The sequence below is a fragment of the Ruegeria sp. CDSC085 genome (assembly GCF_059610465.1).
This window is the reverse complement of record NZ_JBXWNR010000001.1, coordinates 234,292-252,406: the sequence shown is the minus strand read 5'-3', so window position 1 is coordinate 252,406 and position 18,115 is coordinate 234,292. Positions and strand designations below refer to the sequence as shown.

20 protein-coding genes are annotated in these 18,115 nt (G+C 56.3%); 11 read left to right on the top strand and 9 right to left on the bottom strand.

The genetic code is table 11. From position 1 onward, the window contains the following. The first annotated feature begins 87 nt into the window (after positions 1 to 87). Both AC2FJB_RS01295 and tig read left to right on the top strand, forming a co-directional pair. Positions 88 to 1,212, top strand: a complete 1,125-nt coding sequence (locus AC2FJB_RS01295; protein ID WP_299894080.1) for a porin — start codon at positions 88 to 90, stop codon at positions 1,210 to 1,212. 184 nt (positions 1,213 to 1,396) lie between these two features. Beyond that, the gene (gene tig / locus AC2FJB_RS01290; RefSeq protein ID WP_496718675.1) at positions 1,397 to 2,728 is read left to right on the top strand and encodes a trigger factor; all 1,332 of its coding nucleotides are present in this window, start codon (positions 1,397 to 1,399) and stop codon (positions 2,726 to 2,728) included. A gap of 101 nt (positions 2,729 to 2,829) precedes the next feature. On the opposite strand, the gene AC2FJB_RS01285 is transcribed toward tig, so the two are convergent. From AC2FJB_RS01285 to rpsF, 6 genes are all read right to left on the bottom strand, one after another. Continuing rightward, positions 2,830 to 3,684 (bottom strand): acyl-homoserine-lactone synthase, encoded by an 855-nt coding sequence (locus AC2FJB_RS01285; RefSeq protein WP_496718569.1) that lies wholly within the window; start codon positions 3,682 to 3,684, stop codon positions 2,830 to 2,832. A gap of 107 nt (positions 3,685 to 3,791) precedes the next feature. After that, positions 3,792 to 4,493, bottom strand: coding sequence for an autoinducer binding domain-containing protein (locus tag AC2FJB_RS01280; RefSeq protein ID WP_117868605.1), 702 nt, complete (start codon positions 4,491 to 4,493; stop codon positions 3,792 to 3,794). A 236-nt stretch (positions 4,494 to 4,729) separates the two neighbouring features. Further along, the gene (locus tag AC2FJB_RS01275) at positions 4,730 to 5,164 is read right to left on the bottom strand and encodes a lytic transglycosylase domain-containing protein (RefSeq protein WP_254683785.1); all 435 of its coding nucleotides are present in this window, start codon (positions 5,162 to 5,164) and stop codon (positions 4,730 to 4,732) included. A 206-nt stretch (positions 5,165 to 5,370) separates the two neighbouring features. Continuing rightward, positions 5,371 to 5,991: a 50S ribosomal protein L9 gene (rplI, locus tag AC2FJB_RS01270; RefSeq protein ID WP_117868607.1), complete on the bottom strand. Its 621-nt coding sequence runs from the start codon at positions 5,989 to 5,991 to the stop codon at positions 5,371 to 5,373. 12 nt (positions 5,992 to 6,003) lie between these two features. Beyond that, on the bottom strand, positions 6,004 to 6,231 hold the full coding sequence (rpsR, locus tag AC2FJB_RS01265; RefSeq protein ID WP_005608650.1) for a 30S ribosomal protein S18: 228 nt from the start codon (positions 6,229 to 6,231) through the stop codon (positions 6,004 to 6,006). 28 nt (positions 6,232 to 6,259) lie between these two features. Further along, positions 6,260 to 6,613, bottom strand: coding sequence for a 30S ribosomal protein S6 (rpsF, locus tag AC2FJB_RS01260; protein WP_117868608.1), 354 nt, complete (start codon positions 6,611 to 6,613; stop codon positions 6,260 to 6,262). A gap of 283 nt (positions 6,614 to 6,896) precedes the next feature. Here rpsF and AC2FJB_RS01255 point away from each other — a divergent pair, with 283 nt between their 5' ends. Both AC2FJB_RS01255 and AC2FJB_RS01250 read left to right on the top strand, forming a co-directional pair. Beyond that, positions 6,897 to 7,415, top strand: coding sequence for a hypothetical protein (locus AC2FJB_RS01255; protein ID WP_117868609.1), 519 nt, complete (start codon positions 6,897 to 6,899; stop codon positions 7,413 to 7,415). A gap of 125 nt (positions 7,416 to 7,540) precedes the next feature. Beyond that, positions 7,541 to 8,113, top strand: a complete 573-nt coding sequence (locus tag AC2FJB_RS01250; protein ID WP_496718568.1) for a YceI family protein — start codon at positions 7,541 to 7,543, stop codon at positions 8,111 to 8,113. Positions 8,114 to 8,171: 58 nt separating this feature from the next. Here the strand turns inward: AC2FJB_RS01250 and AC2FJB_RS01245 are convergent, their stop codons facing one another. Further along, positions 8,172 to 9,398 (bottom strand): cytochrome b/b6 domain-containing protein, encoded by a 1,227-nt coding sequence (locus AC2FJB_RS01245; protein WP_496718566.1) that lies wholly within the window; start codon positions 9,396 to 9,398, stop codon positions 8,172 to 8,174. A gap of 174 nt (positions 9,399 to 9,572) precedes the next feature. Between AC2FJB_RS01245 and fabD the strand changes: the two genes are divergently transcribed. The 7 genes from fabD to mltG all read left to right on the top strand — a co-directional run bounded on the left by fabD (position 9,573) and on the right by mltG (position 15,882). Beyond that, positions 9,573 to 10,511: an ACP S-malonyltransferase gene (gene fabD / locus AC2FJB_RS01240; protein WP_496718565.1), complete on the top strand. Its 939-nt coding sequence runs from the start codon at positions 9,573 to 9,575 to the stop codon at positions 10,509 to 10,511. 42 nt (positions 10,512 to 10,553) lie between these two features. Beyond that, entirely contained in the window at positions 10,554 to 11,291 is a 738-nt protein-coding gene (gene fabG / locus AC2FJB_RS01235) for a 3-oxoacyl-[acyl-carrier-protein] reductase (RefSeq protein WP_117868612.1), read from the top strand. A 206-nt stretch (positions 11,292 to 11,497) separates the two neighbouring features. Continuing rightward, a complete protein-coding gene (locus AC2FJB_RS01230) occupies positions 11,498 to 11,731 on the top strand; it encodes an acyl carrier protein (protein WP_008756330.1) in 234 nt (77 codons plus the stop codon). A gap of 138 nt (positions 11,732 to 11,869) precedes the next feature. Next, complete coding sequence (locus AC2FJB_RS01225) at positions 11,870 to 12,409, top strand: GNAT family N-acetyltransferase (RefSeq protein ID WP_117868613.1); 540 nt, start codon at positions 11,870 to 11,872, stop codon at positions 12,407 to 12,409. Between the two features lie 123 nt (positions 12,410 to 12,532). Continuing rightward, positions 12,533 to 13,276, top strand: coding sequence for a 1-(5-phosphoribosyl)-5-[(5-phosphoribosylamino)methylideneamino]imidazole-4-carboxamide isomerase (locus AC2FJB_RS01220; RefSeq protein WP_496718564.1), 744 nt, complete (start codon positions 12,533 to 12,535; stop codon positions 13,274 to 13,276). 182 nt (positions 13,277 to 13,458) lie between these two features. After that, positions 13,459 to 14,724, top strand: coding sequence for a beta-ketoacyl-ACP synthase II (fabF, locus tag AC2FJB_RS01215; protein ID WP_117868615.1), 1,266 nt, complete (start codon positions 13,459 to 13,461; stop codon positions 14,722 to 14,724). Then, complete coding sequence (gene mltG / locus AC2FJB_RS01210; RefSeq protein WP_496718563.1) at positions 14,725 to 15,882, top strand: endolytic transglycosylase MltG; 1,158 nt, start codon at positions 14,725 to 14,727, stop codon at positions 15,880 to 15,882. It begins immediately after the preceding gene. Positions 15,883 to 15,966: 84 nt separating this feature from the next. Here mltG and AC2FJB_RS01205 read toward each other — a convergent pair whose 3' ends face one another. Together AC2FJB_RS01205 and AC2FJB_RS01200 are read right to left on the bottom strand one after the other, a co-directional pair. Then, a complete protein-coding gene (locus AC2FJB_RS01205; RefSeq protein ID WP_299894046.1) occupies positions 15,967 to 17,232 on the bottom strand; it encodes a DEAD/DEAH box helicase in 1,266 nt (421 codons plus the stop codon). 313 nt (positions 17,233 to 17,545) lie between these two features. Next, the gene (locus AC2FJB_RS01200) at positions 17,546 to 18,082 is read right to left on the bottom strand and encodes a winged helix-turn-helix transcriptional regulator (RefSeq protein WP_496718561.1); all 537 of its coding nucleotides are present in this window, start codon (positions 18,080 to 18,082) and stop codon (positions 17,546 to 17,548) included. Between the last annotated feature and the right edge of the window lie 33 nt (positions 18,083 to 18,115).

Sequence of the window (18,115 nt, the reverse complement as noted above, 5' to 3'; positions counted from 1 at the left end):
GAGGGAGTGAATGCGGACCACTGGAACGCTCGCAGTCAGTAAACAATTGGACAGTACCTGAACCCCGAACCTTTCATGGTGAGTGAAATGAACCTTAACATTAAACCGATATCAGTAGCCGCTGTTCTGACTGCGACGACCGCCATCCCGGCTGCGGCGGAAATGAAGTACGAAAATAATAGCGGCGGATATGTACTGCTGTATGGACAGCTGCACCCCGCCTTGATCTCGGTGGATGACGGACAGGATACCGAGACCCGAGTTCTCGACAACGATCTGTCGAACAGCCGTGTCGGCCTGCGTCTTGTACAGCCATATGGAAGTAACGAGTTCCAATTTTGGTTTGAAACAGGCCTTGGCCTGCCGGGTTCGGCGTCGGCCGATCAATTCGGAACCAACGCAGATGGTTGGAATCGCGAAGACATTCGCCACGTGGATTTTTCGCTGAAAGGTGGCTACGGCAAGTTTTCGGCAGGTCAGGGCAGCATGGTCGCTGATGGAGCCGCAGAGGTTGATCTGTCATATGTCGGAACCGCGCTGTATTCGTTTACCAACGATGAAAATGCAGGGTTCTTCTATCGCGACACGACCGGTTTTCTGAGCGGTATTACGGTTGGCGACAGCTCAAGCAACTTTGACGGCGCGCGCCGTGGACGGGTGCGGTATGATACCCCAGCCATCAACGGGTTTTCGGCCGGTTTTGCTTATGGTCAGAACATTTTGTCCAGCAGCGATGATGACGATTATTACGACGTCGGCCTGTTCTATGAAAACACCTTTGCTGGCGGTGTGGAATTCGCGGCAGCCGTTGCCTATTCGGTGCGCGAACGCGATGACAATTCGGGCGACCGCAAAGACACCATTGGTTCGGCGTCTGTTCTGCTGCCCAGCGGTTTGGGCTTTACGGTTGCAGGCGGTACGCGCGACGATGACCAGGCCGGTGCTACGGATCCGAACTATTGGTATGGTAAGATCTCGTACGAAGGCAACTGGGTGTCTTGGGGCAAGACCGGCGTCGGCATCGACTATTATGATGGCTCGGATTTCGAGAGCAACGGCTCGGATACCAAAGCCTGGGGTATCGCGGTCGTGCAGAAGGTCGAGGCGTTCAATACGGATGTTTACCTGAAATACCGCAACCACGATTTCGATGACGGCACATCCTTTGACAACAACGAAGCATGGGTTCTGGGCGCACGCTGGAAGTTCTGATCGTCTGACTGATCCAAACGCGAACGCCCTGGTTTCCGGGGCGTTCTTTTTTGCGGTTTTGGTGATCAAATACCACTGGATTCAGCCTTTGCCCCTTGCGCGTGGGCGGCTGGGCAAATAGAAGGCGTCAAATTTGCCCGGCGCGCCCTTTTTGCGCGCCCCGAATCCTATGGGGACTACCATAATGCAGGTTACCGAGACGCTGAACGAAGGTCTGAAACGTGGCTACAACATCGTTGTGTCCGCAGCCGAGCTGGACGAGAAGGTCAACGAAAAGCTGACTGAAGCGCAGCCGGAAATCGAAATGAAAGGTTTCCGCAAAGGTAAAGTGCCAATGGCGCTGCTGAAAAAGCAGTTTGGCCAACGCCTTTTGGGCGAGGCGATGCAGGAAACCATCGATGGCGCCATGAACAAGCATTTCGAAGACAGCGGTGACCGCCCCGCGCTGCAGCCCGAGGTCAAGATGACCAATGAGGACTGGAAAGAAGGCGATGACGTTGAAGTCGCCATGTCCTATGAGGCGCTGCCAGCGATCCCGGAAGTCGACCTTAAATCAGTGAAGCTGGAAAAACTGATCGTCAAAGCTGATGATGCGGCCGTCGAAGAAGCGCTGAACAACCTGGCCGAAACCGCTCAGGACTTCAAAGCGCGCCGCAAGGGGTCGAAGGCCAAGGACGGAGACCAGATCGTGTTCGATTTCGTCGGTAAGGTTGATGGCGAAGAATTCGAAGGTGGTTCGGCAGAAGATTACCCGTTGGTTCTGGGCTCGAACAGCTTCATCCCTGGCTTCGAAGAACAGCTGGTTGGCGTGAAAGCCGAGGAAGTAAAAGACGTCAACGTCACGTTCCCTGAGGAATACGGTGCCGAGCATCTGGCCGGCAAAGACGCTGTTTTCACCTGCACCATCAAGGAAGTTAAAGAACCGGTTGCAGCGGAAGTGAACGACGAACTGGCTAAGAAATTTGGCGCCGAAGACCTGGAAGCCCTGAAAGGCCAGATCGCAGAACGTCTGGAAGCCGAATATGCCGGCGCGTCGCGCGCTGTGATGAAGCGTGCTCTGCTGGACGTATTGGATGAGAAAGTCTCGTTCGATCTGCCGCCGTCGCTGGTTGAAGCCGAAGCAAAGCAGATTGCGCATCAGCTGTGGCACGAAGAAAATCCTGAAGTCGAAGGCCACGACCACGATCCGATCGAGCCCACGGACGAGCACAACAAGCTGGCCGAGCGCCGCGTGCGTCTGGGCCTGTTGTTGGCTGAACTGGGCCAGAAGGCCGAGGTTGAAGTTACCGACGCCGAGATGACACAGGCGATCATGAACCAGGCGCGCCAGTACCCGGGTCAGGAACGTCAGTTCTTTGAGTTCGTGCAGCAGAACGCGCAGATGCAACAGCAACTGCGAGCGCCGATCTTTGAAGACAAGGTTGTCGATTACGTGTTGGAACTGGCTCAGGTCACTGACAAGGAAGTCAGCAAGGACGACCTGCAGAAAGCTGTCGAGGCACTGGAAGAGGAATAATCCTCTTCCTTCCCTTCATCAGCAGAAGGGACAAAAAAACGGAGCCGCCTGAAATCAGACGGCTCCGCATGGGTGGCTTTTGTATCTATGAGGTGAGGGGGTCAGGCCTCATGAGCAAAAGCACGGGGGGTTTCTAAAAGAGCGGTTCTTTGCTCTGGCGTGAAAGTATCCGTGAGCGCTTCGATCAGCTTAAGGACGTCCTGCCGTTCAGCTTCCGTTTTTGCAGCGCTCATCTGTTCCACAAAGTATTTCTCGAGGTCGGTAAGTGGTTTGTGATCCTGGTTCGCCGGGTTTTGTTCTGCGGCTTTCTTCGCGGCAAACAGATCCAACGCCTCTTCTTCGTCCATAAAGACATCGTTGTGAATGCCCGCAAACTCACGCAGGCCGGCGATGCGTTCTTCCGTGCAGTCCAGCAGAGCGGCCAAGGCATGAACTTTGCCCATTGGCACTGTTTTGCCGACATAGTCGTATGGAGCGCAGTTCGAACGCTTCAGCACCCGATCCATGACCGGATCGATCACGGTGATGATGTCCTGAATACCTGCATTCTTTGCATATTCCAAAGATCCGATCATCAACTCGCAAGTTGCGTATGAGACCGAGTTCTTTTCTTTGCCACGAGTGAGACGTTGCGTGTCTACGCAGAAGCGGGTCGATTCCCACATGGTTGCGCTGCGAAGTGGTGCTTCGCCACAAAGAATCGACGAAAAGACATCCGACAACATGTGAGGTCCGGTGGTCTGGAGGGCACGCACGGCTGCGACGACATTCCCCTCGTCGTCTAGTCCGATTACATATGCCGGGTCCAGGTGATCGAACTCGTCGATTTCTTTTCCGTCTTGAATGTTAACGTCCCATCCTAGACGTTCCCCAAAAACACGTGCTCTCAACTCGAACATTTCGTCAAGAACTTCGCTGAACAAATGTCTGTTCAGGCCATCTACCACGATGATCATTTCTTCCCCCTTCGAGTGGTTGTTCGGTAACCTTGAAGTTACCGGACTCGGGGAGTTTTTCTATTGGGGGTTTCCCGTATTTTGGCGAAATTTGGCGTTTTTTTTGTTTAACTTGGGGTAATAAGCCCAATTGCAATCGCCCGGCCAACGGCCTGAGGGGTGGTCAGCGCACTAAGCTTTTCTCGGCTGGAACGCAAGTGCACTTCTACGGTTCGGTGCGAAATAGACAAAATATCGCCGATGTCCTGTTGCGATTTCCCTGCCGCGACCCACTGCAAAATCTCTGTTTCACGTCTGGAGAGCGTTGGATGATACAGTGCGCTGGTCAATTCGTCCGACGAAACCACGTTGTCATGGATGTGCACCGCCATGGATTGCAAGTCACTGATGACATGCGTGTATAGCTTGCGCCATTCCTCTTTGCTGCAGTTGCGCGTTGCGCTCAACAGGCCGATATCCCCGTAGGGGCCGCGCACGGGTATTGTAACGCCCTGGTTGGGCAGTCCAAAGTCATGGGCATCCCGGAATACACGTTGGAAGTCAGGGCTGCGCTCCAAGCGGCTCCAATCCACTGGCGCAATGCTGCGGCGGGCCATATGGATGGTCGGGTCGATCATGATCAGACCCTGGTTTGTGTAGTGCTCATTCCAGGCATCGTCATACGTCACAAAGCCGGCCACCGTGCCAGCAGCAGGGTTCATGCCGGCATAAGCGGCATGATCCATGTCATGCTTCTCACAGATTTGCCTTAGAAATTCGGTGTAACGAACCTCGGAATCCGGCAGTGTGCTCAGATCGACAATTTCCATGTGGTGCCTACTAGCTGCGGCCCATCTTACAGCTCGATGGTGTCGTCGAGCATGCATATAACACAGAGTGGAACCCGTTTACCTCACCGAGTCAGAACACCACACTTTCCTAAACATGACAAGGCGAGGTACTAATTGTCTGCGCATTTCAAAATATTGAGACATTCAATAGAACATTTTTGTCACTATTCGGTAAATAGTGCTAAAATCACGAGGCTTTCTGACGCTAATCACCGTCAGTTGGCGGATTTCAGTCCAGTTTCCACCAACAATCCGCGCGCTTTGGCCTCGGGGTAAAACCCTTTGGCATAGAGAAATATGGCCCGATCCTGATTGCCATCAGACAGAAGCCAGGCGCCGCGAAGGTATTTCCCGGCAAACTCGAGGTTGGTGTCCGCGTCCAACAGGCCTTTGGCGTTTCCGGTGTATCCCATAGAGCGCGCGGTAGCCGGAAGGATCTGTAGCAGGCCGTAATAGGGACGGTTGACGGCCCAGGGGCGATGTGTGCTTTCGCGAATAGCCAGCTTGTGAACAAGCTCTCGCGGAAGCTGGTAGTGGTCTGCCCATTTGTTGATCGACGCGCGAAGTTCCGGCGTTTCGTTTGGATAAAGCGGAGGGTTGAATAGCGGTGTTTCTGCCTTGGATACTACACCTGCACTGCAAGCAGCCATTGGTGCTGTCAATAAGAGTGCCAAGAAATTGCGACGGGTGAACGGGGGCATTTTATTTCTCCGGACTTCGAGTGGCAATGATATGGCCTGAGTATTTTGCTGCAAGATTGTGGATGGAGTTGGGCTGAAATTTGCTGGTTTGGCTCGGAAACATAAAAAAGGCCGCGCTGAAGCACGGCCTTAATAGTATTCGAAACGCCGCCGGATCAGGCTTTGGCTTCGTCTTCCTCAGCAGGGGCTGCTTCCGAAGCCAGCTCTTCGTCCTCGGACGCGGCCGAGCCGATGTCGTCAAACAGTTCAGCGATCTCGAATTCAGCGGCTGCTTCTTCTTCTGCGGCCAGTTCCTGGATCGATTTGCCCGAGGCTTGCAGTTCGGCTTCTTCTTCCGAACGCGCCACGTTCATTTTGATTTCAACTTCGACTTCGGGGTGCAGCTTGACTGCAACAGAGTGCAGGCCCAGCTCCTTGATCGGATTGATCAGGATAACCTGCTTTTTGTCGACGGTGAATCCGGCTTCGGTTGCAGCGTCTGCGGCGTCACGCGGGGTGACCGAGCCGTAAAGAGCACCTGCATCTGATGCAGAGCGAATCACGACGAACTGCTGTCCGTCCAGCTTTTCAGCCAGTGCTTCAGCTTCTTTCTTGGTTTCCAGGTTGCGTGCTTCCAGCTGCGCTTTCTGGGCTTCGAACGACGCGATGTTGGCGTCCGATGCGCTCAGGGCTTTGCCCTGGGGCAGCAGGAAGTTGCGGGCGTAGCCGGACTTTACGTCAACGACGTCGCCCATCTGACCCAGTTTCGCAACGCGTTCGAGAAGGATAACTTGCATGTCAATCTCTCCTTACTTCACGGCGTAGGGCAGCAGGGCGAGGAAGCGGGCGCGCTTGATAGCACGGGCCAGCTCGCGCTGCTTTTTCGCCGAAACGGCGGTGATGCGGGATGGAACGATCTTGCCACGCTCAGAGATGTAGCGCTGCAGCAGACGGGTGTCTTTGTAATCGATCTTCGGCGCGTTCTCACCCGAGAACGGGCAGACCTTGCGGCGGCGGAAAAATGGTTTTGCGGCCATGGTTTAGTGTCCTTTTCTCAGGCGTTGATCAACGACGCTCGCGGCGGTCGCCACGTTCGTCACGCTTCTGCATCTGAACCGACGGGCCATCGGTGTGGCCATCGACCTTGATGGTCAGAACGCGCATGACATCGTCATGCAGACGCATCAGGCGCTCCATTTCCTGAACCGCACCCGAGGGGGAATCGGTTTTCAGAAAAGCATAGTGGCCCTTGCGGTTCTTGTTGATCTTGTAGGCCATCGTCTTGACGCCCCAATACTCGCTGTCGACAAGCTTGCCGCCGTTGTCAGCCAGAACGGTGCCGAAATGTTCGACGAGGCTTTCCGCCTGCGCGTTGGACAGATCCTGACGCGCGATCATTACATGCTCATACAGTGGCATGTGCACTCCTGTTTATATCAAGGCGCATTTCATAGGCGGGGCCATCCGGTCCTTCGCGACCCTGCCACGAGAGGCTGCGCGATTCATTTGATTGCGAAGGATGGCCTCGTATACACGTTTGAACTACAGGAGCAAGCCCCGCCACATGTGCCTTTGAGACGCCGCCCATTTTCCTTTGGGCCGCCCAATTGCTGACGCTTTTCGGCTCAAAGTTGTTTTGCATACCGGACGTTACCCGGACCAAACTGAAATTCGACAGTAACCTGATAAAGGGTGAAGTGTTATGACCGCGACAAATACAAACACATACCGGGAAGAAGCGGCAAGCTCGCGCTTTGAGCATTCGGTGCCGGTAATGATCGCCTTTGCGCCAAACTGGAAGGCCCGTTTGATCCTGGCGCGGTTGGTAGGAGCGTTCCTGATCTTTTCGGCGTTTTCGATGTGGCTTATGCCGGGTTCGATCGTTGGCGCAGATGTCTGGCCGATCAAGATGGTGGCCTCGATGCTGTTTCTGATCGTCGGTGTCAGTTTGCTGACGATTGAAGTCCTTGATCAGCGCCCGGATGCCTATTTTGATCCGATACGTCGTGAAGTCCGTGTTCTGCAAAAGAACGAGGACGGGCGCCCGCAGACGGTGTTGCGCCGCAGCTATGAGTCGCTGGGTGGCGCACGTTTTGAAGAAAACGAAGTTCACCTGTTTGATGTGGACGGAAGCCTTTTGATGAAGCTGCCCCTTGAATCGGCGGATGTCAGCCGAGCGCTGAAGGGACAGCTGAGCAAGAGCGTAACAATTTTCGGCTGAATTTTATTCTGTTCAAAAAGGAACAGATGCTGTGACTCGAAAAAGGTTGTGTGCCGCCAATAGGCGGCACATTTTGTTTGTAAGCAACCCAGACGGTTTGCATTCACAAAAACGCGGAGATTGTTATGAAATCCACCCTTCTTGCTGCTGCACTGGCCGTGTCGGCGACCACGGCATTCGCCAGCGCCGAGAAATACGTGTTGGACTCGAGCCACAGTCAGGTTGTCTTCAGCTATGACCACTTGGGCTTTTCAACCACAACCGGCATGTTCTCGGGTTTTGAGGGCGAAATCATGTTTGATCAGGAAGATCCCGCCGCCTCCAGCGTAAGCGTATCCATGCCGGTACTGGAAATGTTCACTGGCTGGAAACCGCGTGAAGATCACTTCATGACCGAAGATTTCTTTGGTGCGACCGAGGGCGATCTGATTACCTTTACCTCGACTGGTATCGAAGTGACTGGTGAAAATACTGCAAGTATCACTGGCGACCTCACCATGAATGGTGTGACCAAATCCGTTGTTCTGGACGCCAAACTGAACAAAGCTGATACCCACCCTATGGCAAACAAGCCATGGGCCGGCTTTAGCGCCACCACAACTCTGGTCCGTAGTGAGTTTGATTTGGGCCAGTTCGCACCGTTTGTCAGCGACGAAGTGCAGGTGCAGATCTCGGTCGAAGCGCAAAAAGCCGAATAATCGCAAGACAACGAACAATAAAACCGCCGGTGATAGGATCACCGGCGGTTTTTTTGCATTACTGTCCGCGAGACGCAGCGAGTTCTACGGTCACTGTTACGGTGAAGCCGAGCGAGTCTTCAGTGGGCTGTGATGTGCCTACGTCAAAATCCAACCGGTTCAGGTCAACCGAGCCAGCCATGGTCGCGGTGCCGTCCTGAAGGTCCAGCGAAAAGGGGAGTGTGATATCGATCGTCTTGTCACGGATTGTCAGCGGTCCGCGTGCTTCGTATCCGCTTTCGGTTCTGAAAAGGTCAGCTGTGAACTGGGCCGTCGGAAACTGGGCGTTGTCGAAGAAATCCGCCCCCATGGCCTGTTCAGTTACGGTTCCGAGGCTGAGAGATCCTATTGCAATCGTGACTTCGGCGGACCCGGCCGGGCCGGGGTCAGTGGGTTCGTCAAAAGCAATTGCGGCCGTCCAGTCGGAGAACGAGCCGGTGACAGGGCTGCCCAATTGCGAGATCGTAATGGACAGGGTGCCGTTCTGAACCTGCCAGTCTGATTGCACCTCGGCCAGTTGGACATCGGCGCCATCATCGTCGGCCTCATGTGCAAACTCGCCAGAGACCCAGCCGCCGGTGAGGGCAAGCGCCCAAACGGCCACCGCGGCGACGGCGGGGACAAGGGAATGGTGCTGCCGTGGAGGCTCCGGTGCGTCAGACCCTCCCGGCAACATCCTGCGTAACGTGCTGTCTTTGTCTATGACGTGATGCTTCAACGCTCCGGCAACATGCAGGACCAGCGCGCCGACGAGCGTCCACATGAACAGCCAATGCAGAACGCCTGTCACCTCGGCCACACTGGTTGATTTCGGTACAAAAGGCAGATTTTGGCCGAAGGGCCAGAGGATTGGAGCAAACCCTTCGGTTGCGGCGTGGTGCACCCAACCGGTGAGTGGCACAAGCACCAGTGACCCATAGAGAAGCCAGTGGACAGTTTCGGCGGCGAAAGCCTCGGGCTTGTTGTCGGCATTCAACAGGCCGGGCTTGGTTTGCGTGAAGGCCCATACTATCCGAGCCAAAGCAACGAAGAACACGGTGACGCCAACGGTTTTGTGCAATGAGAATATGCGCGCCGCGCGTGCGATTTCGGCCTCGCTTGCGGCTGTGGGGGCATGCAATACGGCGTAGGCCAGGTTGTCCGCGATCCAGCCGAGCGGCAGGGCCGTGAAGATCAGCAACGCGGTGAGCCAGTGAAACGTCTTTGCGACACTTCCGTAGCTTGAGAAGGAATTGGTCGAGGCCATGGGTGCAACGCTCCGGGATTCTGTGCTGCGCCCAAGTTAAGGTTATCGGAGGTCGGCACAAGTAAGCGCTTGTGCACAGCCAAGGTGCCAGAATGCAGAACACAGGCAGTGCTTGTGCCAGACGATCAGTCAGTTTACACCCCGCCGCAACCTGACATTATCCATGAGGTTGCAATGACACTCGCGTTTGTTTTTCCGGGGCAGGGCGCCCAGACCATCGGTATGGGCAAAGCACTGGCCGATGCCTATCCGGCGGCACAGGCCGTCTTCGATGAAGTGGACGAGGCACTGGGAGAAAAGCTGAGCAGCGTAATCTGGGAAGGCGACATCGCCGATTTGACGCTGACTCAGAATGCTCAGCCGGCTCTTATGGCAACATCCATGGCGGCAATGCGAGCGCTGGAAACCGAAGGTGTTTCGGTCAATAAGGCGGCTTTTGTGGCGGGCCATTCTTTGGGCGAATACTCGGCTCTTGCAGCTGCAGGGGCTTTGTCGATCGCGGACACCGCGCGCCTGTTGCGCACCCGTGGTCAGGCGATGCAAAGTGCTGTACCCGTAGGCGAGGGTGCAATGGCGGCCATTCTTGGATTGGATCTGGAGGCGGTACGCGCCGTTGCAGGAGAAGCCGCGCAGGGAGAGGTCTGTCAGGCTGCCAATGACAACGATCCAACTCAGATCGTTGTGTCCGGTTCCAAGGCTGCTGTCGAGCGTGCCGCCGAGATTGCCAAAGAGAAAGGCGCAAAACGTGCCGTTATGTTGCCTGTAAGTGCCCCATTTCACTGCGCGCTGATGCAGCCTGCGGCAGATGTCATGGCGGAAGCGCTTGCTGCCGTCGAAGTAAAGGTGCCCTCGGTGCCTTTGGTGGCCAATGTACGCGCCGAAGCAGTCAGTGATCCGGATCTGATCCGCCAGTTGTTGGTTGAACAGGTGACGGGTTCGGTTCGCTGGCGTGAAAGCGTGCAATTCATGGCGGCGCAAGGCGTGACTGAGACATGGGAAATCGGTGCTGGCAAAGCGCTGTCCGGCATGATCCGCAAGATCGATCGTGCCATTTCAGGCAAGGCTGTCGGCACCCCGGAAGATGTTCAAAAGGCCATTCAGGCCGAATCGTAAGCTCAAAACGCGTCGTGGCCGGCGCACCAAGAGGAAAACCGAATGTTTGATTTGAAAGGTAAGAATGCGCTGATCACTGGTGCTTCGGGCGGCATCGGAGGCGATATTGCACGCGCGTTGCATGGTGCTGGCGCAGCGGTTGGATTGTCCGGTACACGGGTCGAACCTCTGCAGGCTCTGGCAGATGAACTGGGCGAACGCGCGCATGTGTTGCCTTGCAATCTGAGCGATCCGGAAGCCGTTGAGGCGTTGCCAAAGCAAGCGATCGAAGCAATGGGATCGGTGGACATCCTCGTGAACAACGCCGGTATCACGCGGGATAACCTGTTCATGCGCATGTCCGATGAGGAATGGCAGAGCGTGATAGACGTGAACATGACCTCGACGATGAAACTGTGCAAAGGTGTGATCCGGGGCATGATGAAGTCACGCTGGGGTCGGATCGTGAATGTCTCGTCCGTGGTGGCCGTAATCGGTAATCCGGGTCAGGCGAACTATGCGGCGTCAAAAGCCGGAATGATTGGTTTTTCCAAGGCCTTGGCGCACGAAGTTGCAACCCGCGGAATTACGGTTAACGCCGTGGCGCCGGGTTTTATCACGACGGCAATGACCGAGAAGCTGACCGAGGAACAGAAAAAGGGTCTGCTGTTGAAGGTTCCGGCGGGTCGCATGGGTGATCCCGAAGAAATTGCGGCGGCGGTTCTGTATCTTGCCAGTCCAGAAGCCGGCTATGTTACTGGAAGCACCTTGCATGTGAACGGCGGTATGGCCATGTTGTGATCGCCACAGGGGCGGCGCGAAAGCGTTTGCCTCTAGCGTCGACTATGCTATAGGCGGCGCATCTATGCGGGGCCGGTTGTTCAGGTCGGCCTTCGACTTCCCGGTTCGCCGGGACCCAAACCGCCCGAAACGGGCAAATCAAAGCCAACCCGTGCGGGCAAGGGCAGAATCGGGCAGACCGCCCTGTAAAGGAATGAGGAATAGACATGAGCGACGTCGCAGATCGCGTTAAGAAGATCGTTGTTGAGCACCTGGGTGTTGAAGAAGATAAAGTCGCGGAAAACGCGTCCTTCATCGATGATCTGGGCGCAGACAGCCTGGACACCGTTGAACTGGTCATGGCCTTCGAAGAAGAGTTCGGCATCGAAATCCCCGATGATGCAGCCGAAACCATCCAGACCTTCGGCGACGCGGTCAAGTTCATCAGCGAAGCGTCCTAAGCGTTTCCTTCTGATTAAAAGCGGCGCTTCCGGGCAACGGAGGCGCCGTTTTTTTGTGCCCGCTCAAAATTCATGCTTGCGCGTTTATATTCGGATACGCACTGTTTCCATTGAGGCAAAATTCAAAGTGGACAGGGCATGATAAGATCCACTCCCATGATAAATACCGCGCGTTTGACACTGTGTGCCATGCGCCCGGAGGACTTTGACCGGTTCGCCGAGATCTGGCGGGACCCGTGCGTTGTCCAGCACATCGGCGGCTCACCCCGTTCACGTGGCGAGGCGTGGGATTCATTTTTGCGCAACGCCGGACATTGGCAGATGGCCGGGTTTGGTCAATGGGGTGTGCTTCAGCAGTCGAATCGAAAGCTGATTGGACAGGCCGGTTTCTTTTACGGAAACCGTCGGATGGGAGAGGATTTCGACGGCTTTCCCGAGGCAGGCTGGGTTCTGGCCCCTGAGGTACAGGGGCAGGGCTTGGGATATGAGGCGGCGAAGGCTGCTCATGACTGGTTTGACCGGGTGATTCCCGGACCTTTGGTCGCGATGGTGAACGCGTCGAATTCCTCGTCGCAGAAGCTTGCCAAAAAGCTGGGCTATGTATTGATGCGTGAAGGGGTGTATAATGAAACCCCGGTGCACTTGTTAAGGCGCAACGGCCCACCTGCGTTCGCGTAAATCCGCCACTTCAACAGTATGCCGCAAAATGGCCAAACTGTGCCGATCCCGGTAATATTGGGAGGGCGTTCCAGGTGTATGCTGCCGAGGATTTTCAGAGCGATTGAGCGGAGGACCGAGCTCATGAGGATATACCCCACTATGGAACTGCAGAACGGCCGGTGTGTCACGTTGGACAAAGGTCGTTTGGACAACGCTATGATTTGGCATGTAAACCCGGTTGAGACAGCGCGAAGCTGGGCCGAGGCGGGTGCCGAATGGATGCACCTGACCGATTTCGACGCGATTGAGGGCAAAAATACCAACGTCGAATTGATTGAAGAGATTATCCGTGCGGCCGAAATTCCGGTTCAGTTGGCGGGTGGTATGCGGACACGTGAACAGGTGGAACGCTGGATCGACAAAGGGGTCGGTCGTGTCGTGATCGGCACGCTGGCAGCGCGCGAGCCGAATCTGGTCAAGGAACTGGCCAAGCTTTACCCGGATCAAATCGTGCTGTCGGTTGATGTCTGGCAAGGTTTTGTGATGACGGATGGCTGGCGCAGCCAAAGCGCATTCACGCCCGAAGCGTTTATCGACGCGTTCGAAGATGCGCCGTTTGCCGCCATCGTGGTGACGGATATCGACAGCGACATGGATGACGTCGAGGCTCAGCTTGGTTTGATCTCGGGGCTTGCCGGACATTCGCGCACTCCGGTGATTGCAAGCGGGGTTGTGCGCACTGCAGACGATATCTCGCGGTTGGCGTATATTCCCAATATCTCGGGTGCGATCGTAGGGCGTGCACTGTTTCACAAGACACTTGACCTGACGGATGCTCTGGAAATGGCAAAATCGGCACATGAGCCGGTGGCACAGTTCCAATAAACCGCTCCGCCCTTTCAGCAGGACGCGTGAAAGGGCGGGCACCTCTTCCAATCGTTGAAAACAGTATAGTTTCGGGTGATAGGCGGCGGGAAGCCTCCTTGAAGTCGCCGTTGCTCTTGCCCCCGCACCCCGGGCCGGGGTAAGAGCGGTTCTCATAACAGGAAGCAGGCAAGAGGCACTTCATGCGCAGAGTCGTTGTTACCGGTCTTGGATTGGTCACTCCTTTGGCCAGCGGGGTCGAGGAAACCTGGTCGCGGCTGTTGGACGGAGAGTCCGGCGCTGGTCCTATCACGCATTTTGATGCGGAAGGCAGTGGCGTCACCACGACCTACGCCTGTGAGGTGCCGCGCGGGGATGGTACCAACGGAACGTTCAATCCCGATGACTGGATGCCGCCGAAAGAGCAGCGCAAAATTGAAGACTTCATCCTGTATTCCATCGCGGCCGCAGAAATGGCCTGCAAGGATGCGAACTGGTTGCCCGAAGATGAAGAGGACCGCCTGCGAACAGGTGTTCTGATCGGTTCAGGAATCGGTGGTTTGGGCTCGATCGCCAACACCGCCAATCTGATCCGTGACAAGGGCCCGCGCCGGGTGTCGCCGTTCTTTATTCCAGGTGCTCTGATCAACCTGGCGTCAGGTCAGGTGTCGATCCGTCATGGCTTCAAGGGACCCAACCATTCGGTCGTGACGGCGTGTTCCACCGGTGCCCATGCTATCGGCGACGCCAGCCGTATCATCCGCGCAGGTGACGCAGACGTTATGGTCGCAGGTGGCGGCGAAGGCTGCATCTGCGAGATCGGCATCGCCGGGTTCAACGCTTGCAAGGCGTTGTCGACCAAATATGCCGATAACCCCAAGGCGGCCAGCCGCCCTTATGACGTGGACCGTGACGGGTTCGTCATGGGCGAAGGTGCAGGCATCGTCATTCTGGAAGACTATGAGCACGCCAAGGCCCGCGGTGCGAAGATTTACGCTGAGGTGCTGGGCTATGGTATGTCGGGTGACGCTTATCACATCACCGCGCCTTCAGAAGATGGCGACGGGGCTGAACGCTCGATGCGGGCGGCGCTGCGCAGTGCGGGGCTGGAGCCAAAAGATCTGGACTATATCAACGCGCATGGCACCTCGACCATGGCAGATACGATCGAGCTGGGCGCGGTTGAGCGTTTGCTGGGGGATCATGCCGGGAATGCGACCATGAGCTCGACCAAGTCGGCAACCGGTCACTTGCTGGGTGCTGCGGGCGCGATCGAGGCGATCTTCTCGATTTTGGCGATCCGTGATCAGGTAGCCCCGCCGACAATCAATCTGGACAATCCAGCAGTGGAGACCCCGATCGATTTGGCTCCGAACGCAAAACGTGAGCGTGAGATCAATGTGGCCCTGTCGAACTCGTTCGGGTTTGGCGGCACCAATGCCAGCGTGATCTTCGGAAAGGCCAGCTAAATGTGGCGGGCCATTGCTTCGAACGCGCTGACCATTCTGGTGGTCGGCCTGTTCCTGATGGGCGGGCTGATCCTTTGGGGGCAGAGCCAGTACAAGGCCGAGGGCCCGCTTGAAACCGCAATCTGCCTTCAGGTCAGAAGCGGATCGAACATGACGCGTGTCAGTCAGCAGCTGGAAGAGCAGGGCGCCATCAGCAGTGCCACGATCTTTCGGATGGCCGCTGACTACACGGATCGGGCGCAGCAGTTGAAAGCCGGTAGCTTTCTGGTACGGGAAGGTGCGTCGATGGAGCAGATCATCGACGAGATCACCAGCAGCGGTGCCAGCACCTGTGGGTCTGAGATTGAGTATCGTATCGGTGTGACGCGCGCTCAGACCCGTGTTCGCGAGTTGAACCCTGCGACCTTGGATTTCGTCGAAATCGCGTCGTTTGATCCGTCGGGAGAAGAGGTGCCTGAGGCCTATACCGAGAAACGCAATGAGGCGGACACGCGTTACCGCGTATCACTGGCCGAAGGTGTGACCTCGTGGCAGGTGGTCGAGGCGTTGAAGGCATTTGACGCTTTGACAGGTGAGGTGAGCGAAATACCTGCTGAGGGTATGCTGGCGCCTGACAGTTACGATGTTGTGGCTGGTCAGGACCGTAACGACATTCTGCAGGCGATGCAGGACAAGCAACAATTGCGGATCAACGCCGTTTGGGAAAGCCGCCAGGACGGGTTGCCGCTGGCAAGCCCCGAAGAAATGCTGATCCTTGCGTCGATCATCGAAAAGGAAACCGGAGTTCCGCAAGAGCGCGGGCAAGTGGCCAGCGTTTTTGTGAACCGGCTGAAACAGGGGATGCGGCTGCAGACGGACCCGACCGTCATCTATGGCGTTACCAAAGGGCAAGGCACGTTGGGCCGCGGGCTGCGTCGCAGCGAGCTGAACAGGCCAACGCCATGGAACACCTACCAGATCGACGGCTTGCCGCCGACGCCGATTGCCAATCCGGGCTTGGCCAGCCTTGAAGCTGCTGTTGCGCCGGATGACACGGACTTCGTGTTCTTCGTTGCCGATGGTACGGGCGGCCATGCGTTTGCCGAGACTTTGCAGGAACACAATCGCAATGTCGCCAAATGGCGCGAGATTGAAGCAGAGCGGAACTCGGGAAATTAACCGGAACGAAACTGGTTTCGTTCTTAGTGTTACGCCGACGCCGGCTTGTGACCCGGCGTTGGCCTTTTATTGTGCAGGCCGACCTTACGCCGCAGGGCGTTTGCCGCGTGGGCGACGCCGTTTGTTTGCTGCGGGTTTTCCTTCCCCGTTGGCGGGTTTGGGTTTGAACCCCCGGCGGCGGTTGTTCGGGCGGCGCGCCGGTTTTTCAGGTTGCACAGCTTCTGGCATCGAGCCACTGGCAACCGGGATCTCGATCTTCATCAGCTTTTGAATCTGACGCAGCAGATCAACTTCTTCCGGGGAGCAGAAGGCGATGGCTTCGCCCTCGCGCCCAGCTCGGGCGGTGCGCCCGATACGGTGGACGTAGTTGTCAGGCACCTCGGGCAGGTCAAAGTTGATCACGTAGGCGACGCCCGGGATGTCGATGCCTCGGGCCGCAACGTCGGTGGCCACCAGAATGTTGATTTCACCCGCGCGGAACGCCTTGATCGCGCGATCGCGCTGACCCTGGCTTTTGTTGCCGTGGATGGATGCGGCGTTATAGCCGTCAGCTACAAGGCCCTTCATCAGCCGTTCTGCACCATGTTTGGTGCGGGTAAAGACCAGTGTCAGGGCATCCACATCTTTCGACAGGATTTCACGCAGCTTGATTGGTTTTCCGGGTTTGGAAACGAAGTGCAACGACTGCGTAATCTTGTCCGCCGCTTTGCCCGGAGGCGAGACCTGCACCCGCTGCGGGTTGGTCAGGTAGGCGCGGCTGAGTTCTTCCATCTGCTTCGGCATGGTGGCCGAAAACAACATGGTTTGGCGTGGAGTGCCCAGTGCCGGCGCGATTTTGCGCAGTGCATGGATAAAGCCAAGGTCGAGCATCTGGTCAGCTTCGTCCAGCACCAGATGGCGTACCGCTCCGAGATTTACTGCACCACGTTCCATCAAGTCTATCAGGCGACCCGGTGTGGCGACCAGAATATCAGTGCCACGAGAGAGAAACATTATCTGTTTATTGATCGACTGGCCGCCTACAACGGTGGCCACGCGCAGCTTGGTGCCCTTCGTCAGGGTACGGAGGCTGTCGGCGATCTGGTTCACGAGTTCGCGGGTGGGCGCCAGAATCAGCGCCTTGGAGGTTTTCGGATCTGGCTTACCAGACTGGGCCAGAAGGTGATCGATCAGAGGCAGGCCAAAAGCCAGTGTCTTGCCGGTGCCGGTTTGAGCCAGTCCCAGAATGTCGTGACCATTCAGAGCAAGCGGAATCGCCTGGTTCTGGATCGGTGTGGGTTGAGTGAAATTGGCGCGTTTAAGTGCCTCGTTCAGTGCCGGGGCAAGGCCCAGCATATCAAAGTCGAACAAATAACTATCCTTTACAGCCCGGAGCGTTGGCCCGCGGACAGGTCATGAAGGGTCGCTCGTGGGCGACCGGCAGGGGTTGTGCGAGACCTCGGAACGAGCAGGTGCATCCTGCGCCATCCGGCCGTCGCGTCAAGAACCCTGCGTGATGGGGAACTGGAATGATAAACTGGCGCTGTGGGGCGGACCAGGTCCGCTCGGGCTCACGCTACAGCGCTGTGATGGTAGGCACATGAGGGTTCGGTGGTGGAATGTCAAGCGCGGTTAAAAATTCGGGTGATCTTCCGGGTTGAAAAAGGCACTAGGCAGTAGGTGATCACAGTGGCAAGCCAACAGCCCTGCTGATCTCTTTTCCAGCATTCACGGCCTGATAGGTTGGAAATGGCATCCTCTCGGCAGTTTCAATGTTGCGCCGGATCCAGTTTCGTTCTTCCAGCTGGTGAAGGGATGAGGACAGCGCCCGATCTGTAATGATCGTGAGGCCCGATTTGATTGCCGAGAAACGATGAGGGGTGCCTGCCAGCGCCAGAACTGGCACAGTCCATGTTTTTCGCAGAAGTCTGGTTTCATCCTCAGTTCGGGCGGTAATAATTATCTTGCTGGCGACTGACGCGGCTTTGATTCCGGTTGGCGTCAGTCGAAATTCTGAACGTAGAGGATGCCCGTGACCGGGATTTCTTTCGATCATTCCTAGATCAATAAGATGAGCAAGGCTGGTTGCAAAGGCCGTTCGGCTTGCGTTGGTTGCGGCCAAAAGCGGGGCTTGTCGGCCCGGAACTTTGGCGTGCAGCAGGGCAAGAATGTTCAGTGACCAAGCCCGAGATGTCAGCTTGACAAGTGTATTGATGTCCATAAATAATAGTAGCTATATTTTTGAAAAAAAGGA

What these genes read in the sequence shown, in the direction of transcription:
- AC2FJB_RS01295 (WP_299894080.1), top strand. Translation starts at nt 88, where the DNA reads ATGAACCTTAACATTAAACCGATATCAGTAGCCGCTGTTCTGACTGCG.
- tig (WP_496718675.1), top strand. Translation starts at nt 1,397, where the DNA reads ATGCAGGTTACCGAGACGCTGAACGAAGGTCTGAAACGTGGCTACAAC.
- AC2FJB_RS01285 (WP_496718569.1), bottom strand. Translation starts at nt 3,684, where the DNA reads ATGATCATCGTGGTAGATGGCCTGAACAGACATTTGTTCAGCGAAGTT.
- AC2FJB_RS01280 (WP_117868605.1), bottom strand. Translation starts at nt 4,493, where the DNA reads ATGGAAATTGTCGATCTGAGCACACTGCCGGATTCCGAGGTTCGTTAC.
- AC2FJB_RS01275 (WP_254683785.1), bottom strand. Translation starts at nt 5,164, where the DNA reads ATGGCTGCTTGCAGTGCAGGTGTAGTATCCAAGGCAGAAACACCGCTA.
- rplI (WP_117868607.1), bottom strand. Translation starts at nt 5,991, where the DNA reads ATGCAAGTTATCCTTCTCGAACGCGTTGCGAAACTGGGTCAGATGGGC.
- rpsR (WP_005608650.1), bottom strand. Translation starts at nt 6,231, where the DNA reads ATGGCCGCAAAACCATTTTTCCGCCGCCGCAAGGTCTGCCCGTTCTCG.
- rpsF (WP_117868608.1), bottom strand. Translation starts at nt 6,613, where the DNA reads ATGCCACTGTATGAGCATGTAATGATCGCGCGTCAGGATCTGTCCAAC.
- AC2FJB_RS01255 (WP_117868609.1), top strand. Translation starts at nt 6,897, where the DNA reads ATGACCGCGACAAATACAAACACATACCGGGAAGAAGCGGCAAGCTCG.
- AC2FJB_RS01250 (WP_496718568.1), top strand. Translation starts at nt 7,541, where the DNA reads ATGAAATCCACCCTTCTTGCTGCTGCACTGGCCGTGTCGGCGACCACG.
- AC2FJB_RS01245 (WP_496718566.1), bottom strand. Translation starts at nt 9,398, where the DNA reads ATGGCCTCGACCAATTCCTTCTCAAGCTACGGAAGTGTCGCAAAGACG.
- fabD (WP_496718565.1), top strand. Translation starts at nt 9,573, where the DNA reads ATGACACTCGCGTTTGTTTTTCCGGGGCAGGGCGCCCAGACCATCGGT.
- fabG (WP_117868612.1), top strand. Translation starts at nt 10,554, where the DNA reads ATGTTTGATTTGAAAGGTAAGAATGCGCTGATCACTGGTGCTTCGGGC.
- AC2FJB_RS01230 (WP_008756330.1), top strand. Translation starts at nt 11,498, where the DNA reads ATGAGCGACGTCGCAGATCGCGTTAAGAAGATCGTTGTTGAGCACCTG.
- AC2FJB_RS01225 (WP_117868613.1), top strand. Translation starts at nt 11,870, where the DNA reads ATGATAAGATCCACTCCCATGATAAATACCGCGCGTTTGACACTGTGT.
- AC2FJB_RS01220 (WP_496718564.1), top strand. Translation starts at nt 12,533, where the DNA reads ATGAGGATATACCCCACTATGGAACTGCAGAACGGCCGGTGTGTCACG.
- fabF (WP_117868615.1), top strand. Translation starts at nt 13,459, where the DNA reads ATGCGCAGAGTCGTTGTTACCGGTCTTGGATTGGTCACTCCTTTGGCC.
- mltG (WP_496718563.1), top strand. Translation starts at nt 14,725, where the DNA reads ATGTGGCGGGCCATTGCTTCGAACGCGCTGACCATTCTGGTGGTCGGC.
- AC2FJB_RS01200 (WP_496718561.1), bottom strand. Translation starts at nt 18,082, where the DNA reads ATGGACATCAATACACTTGTCAAGCTGACATCTCGGGCTTGGTCACTG.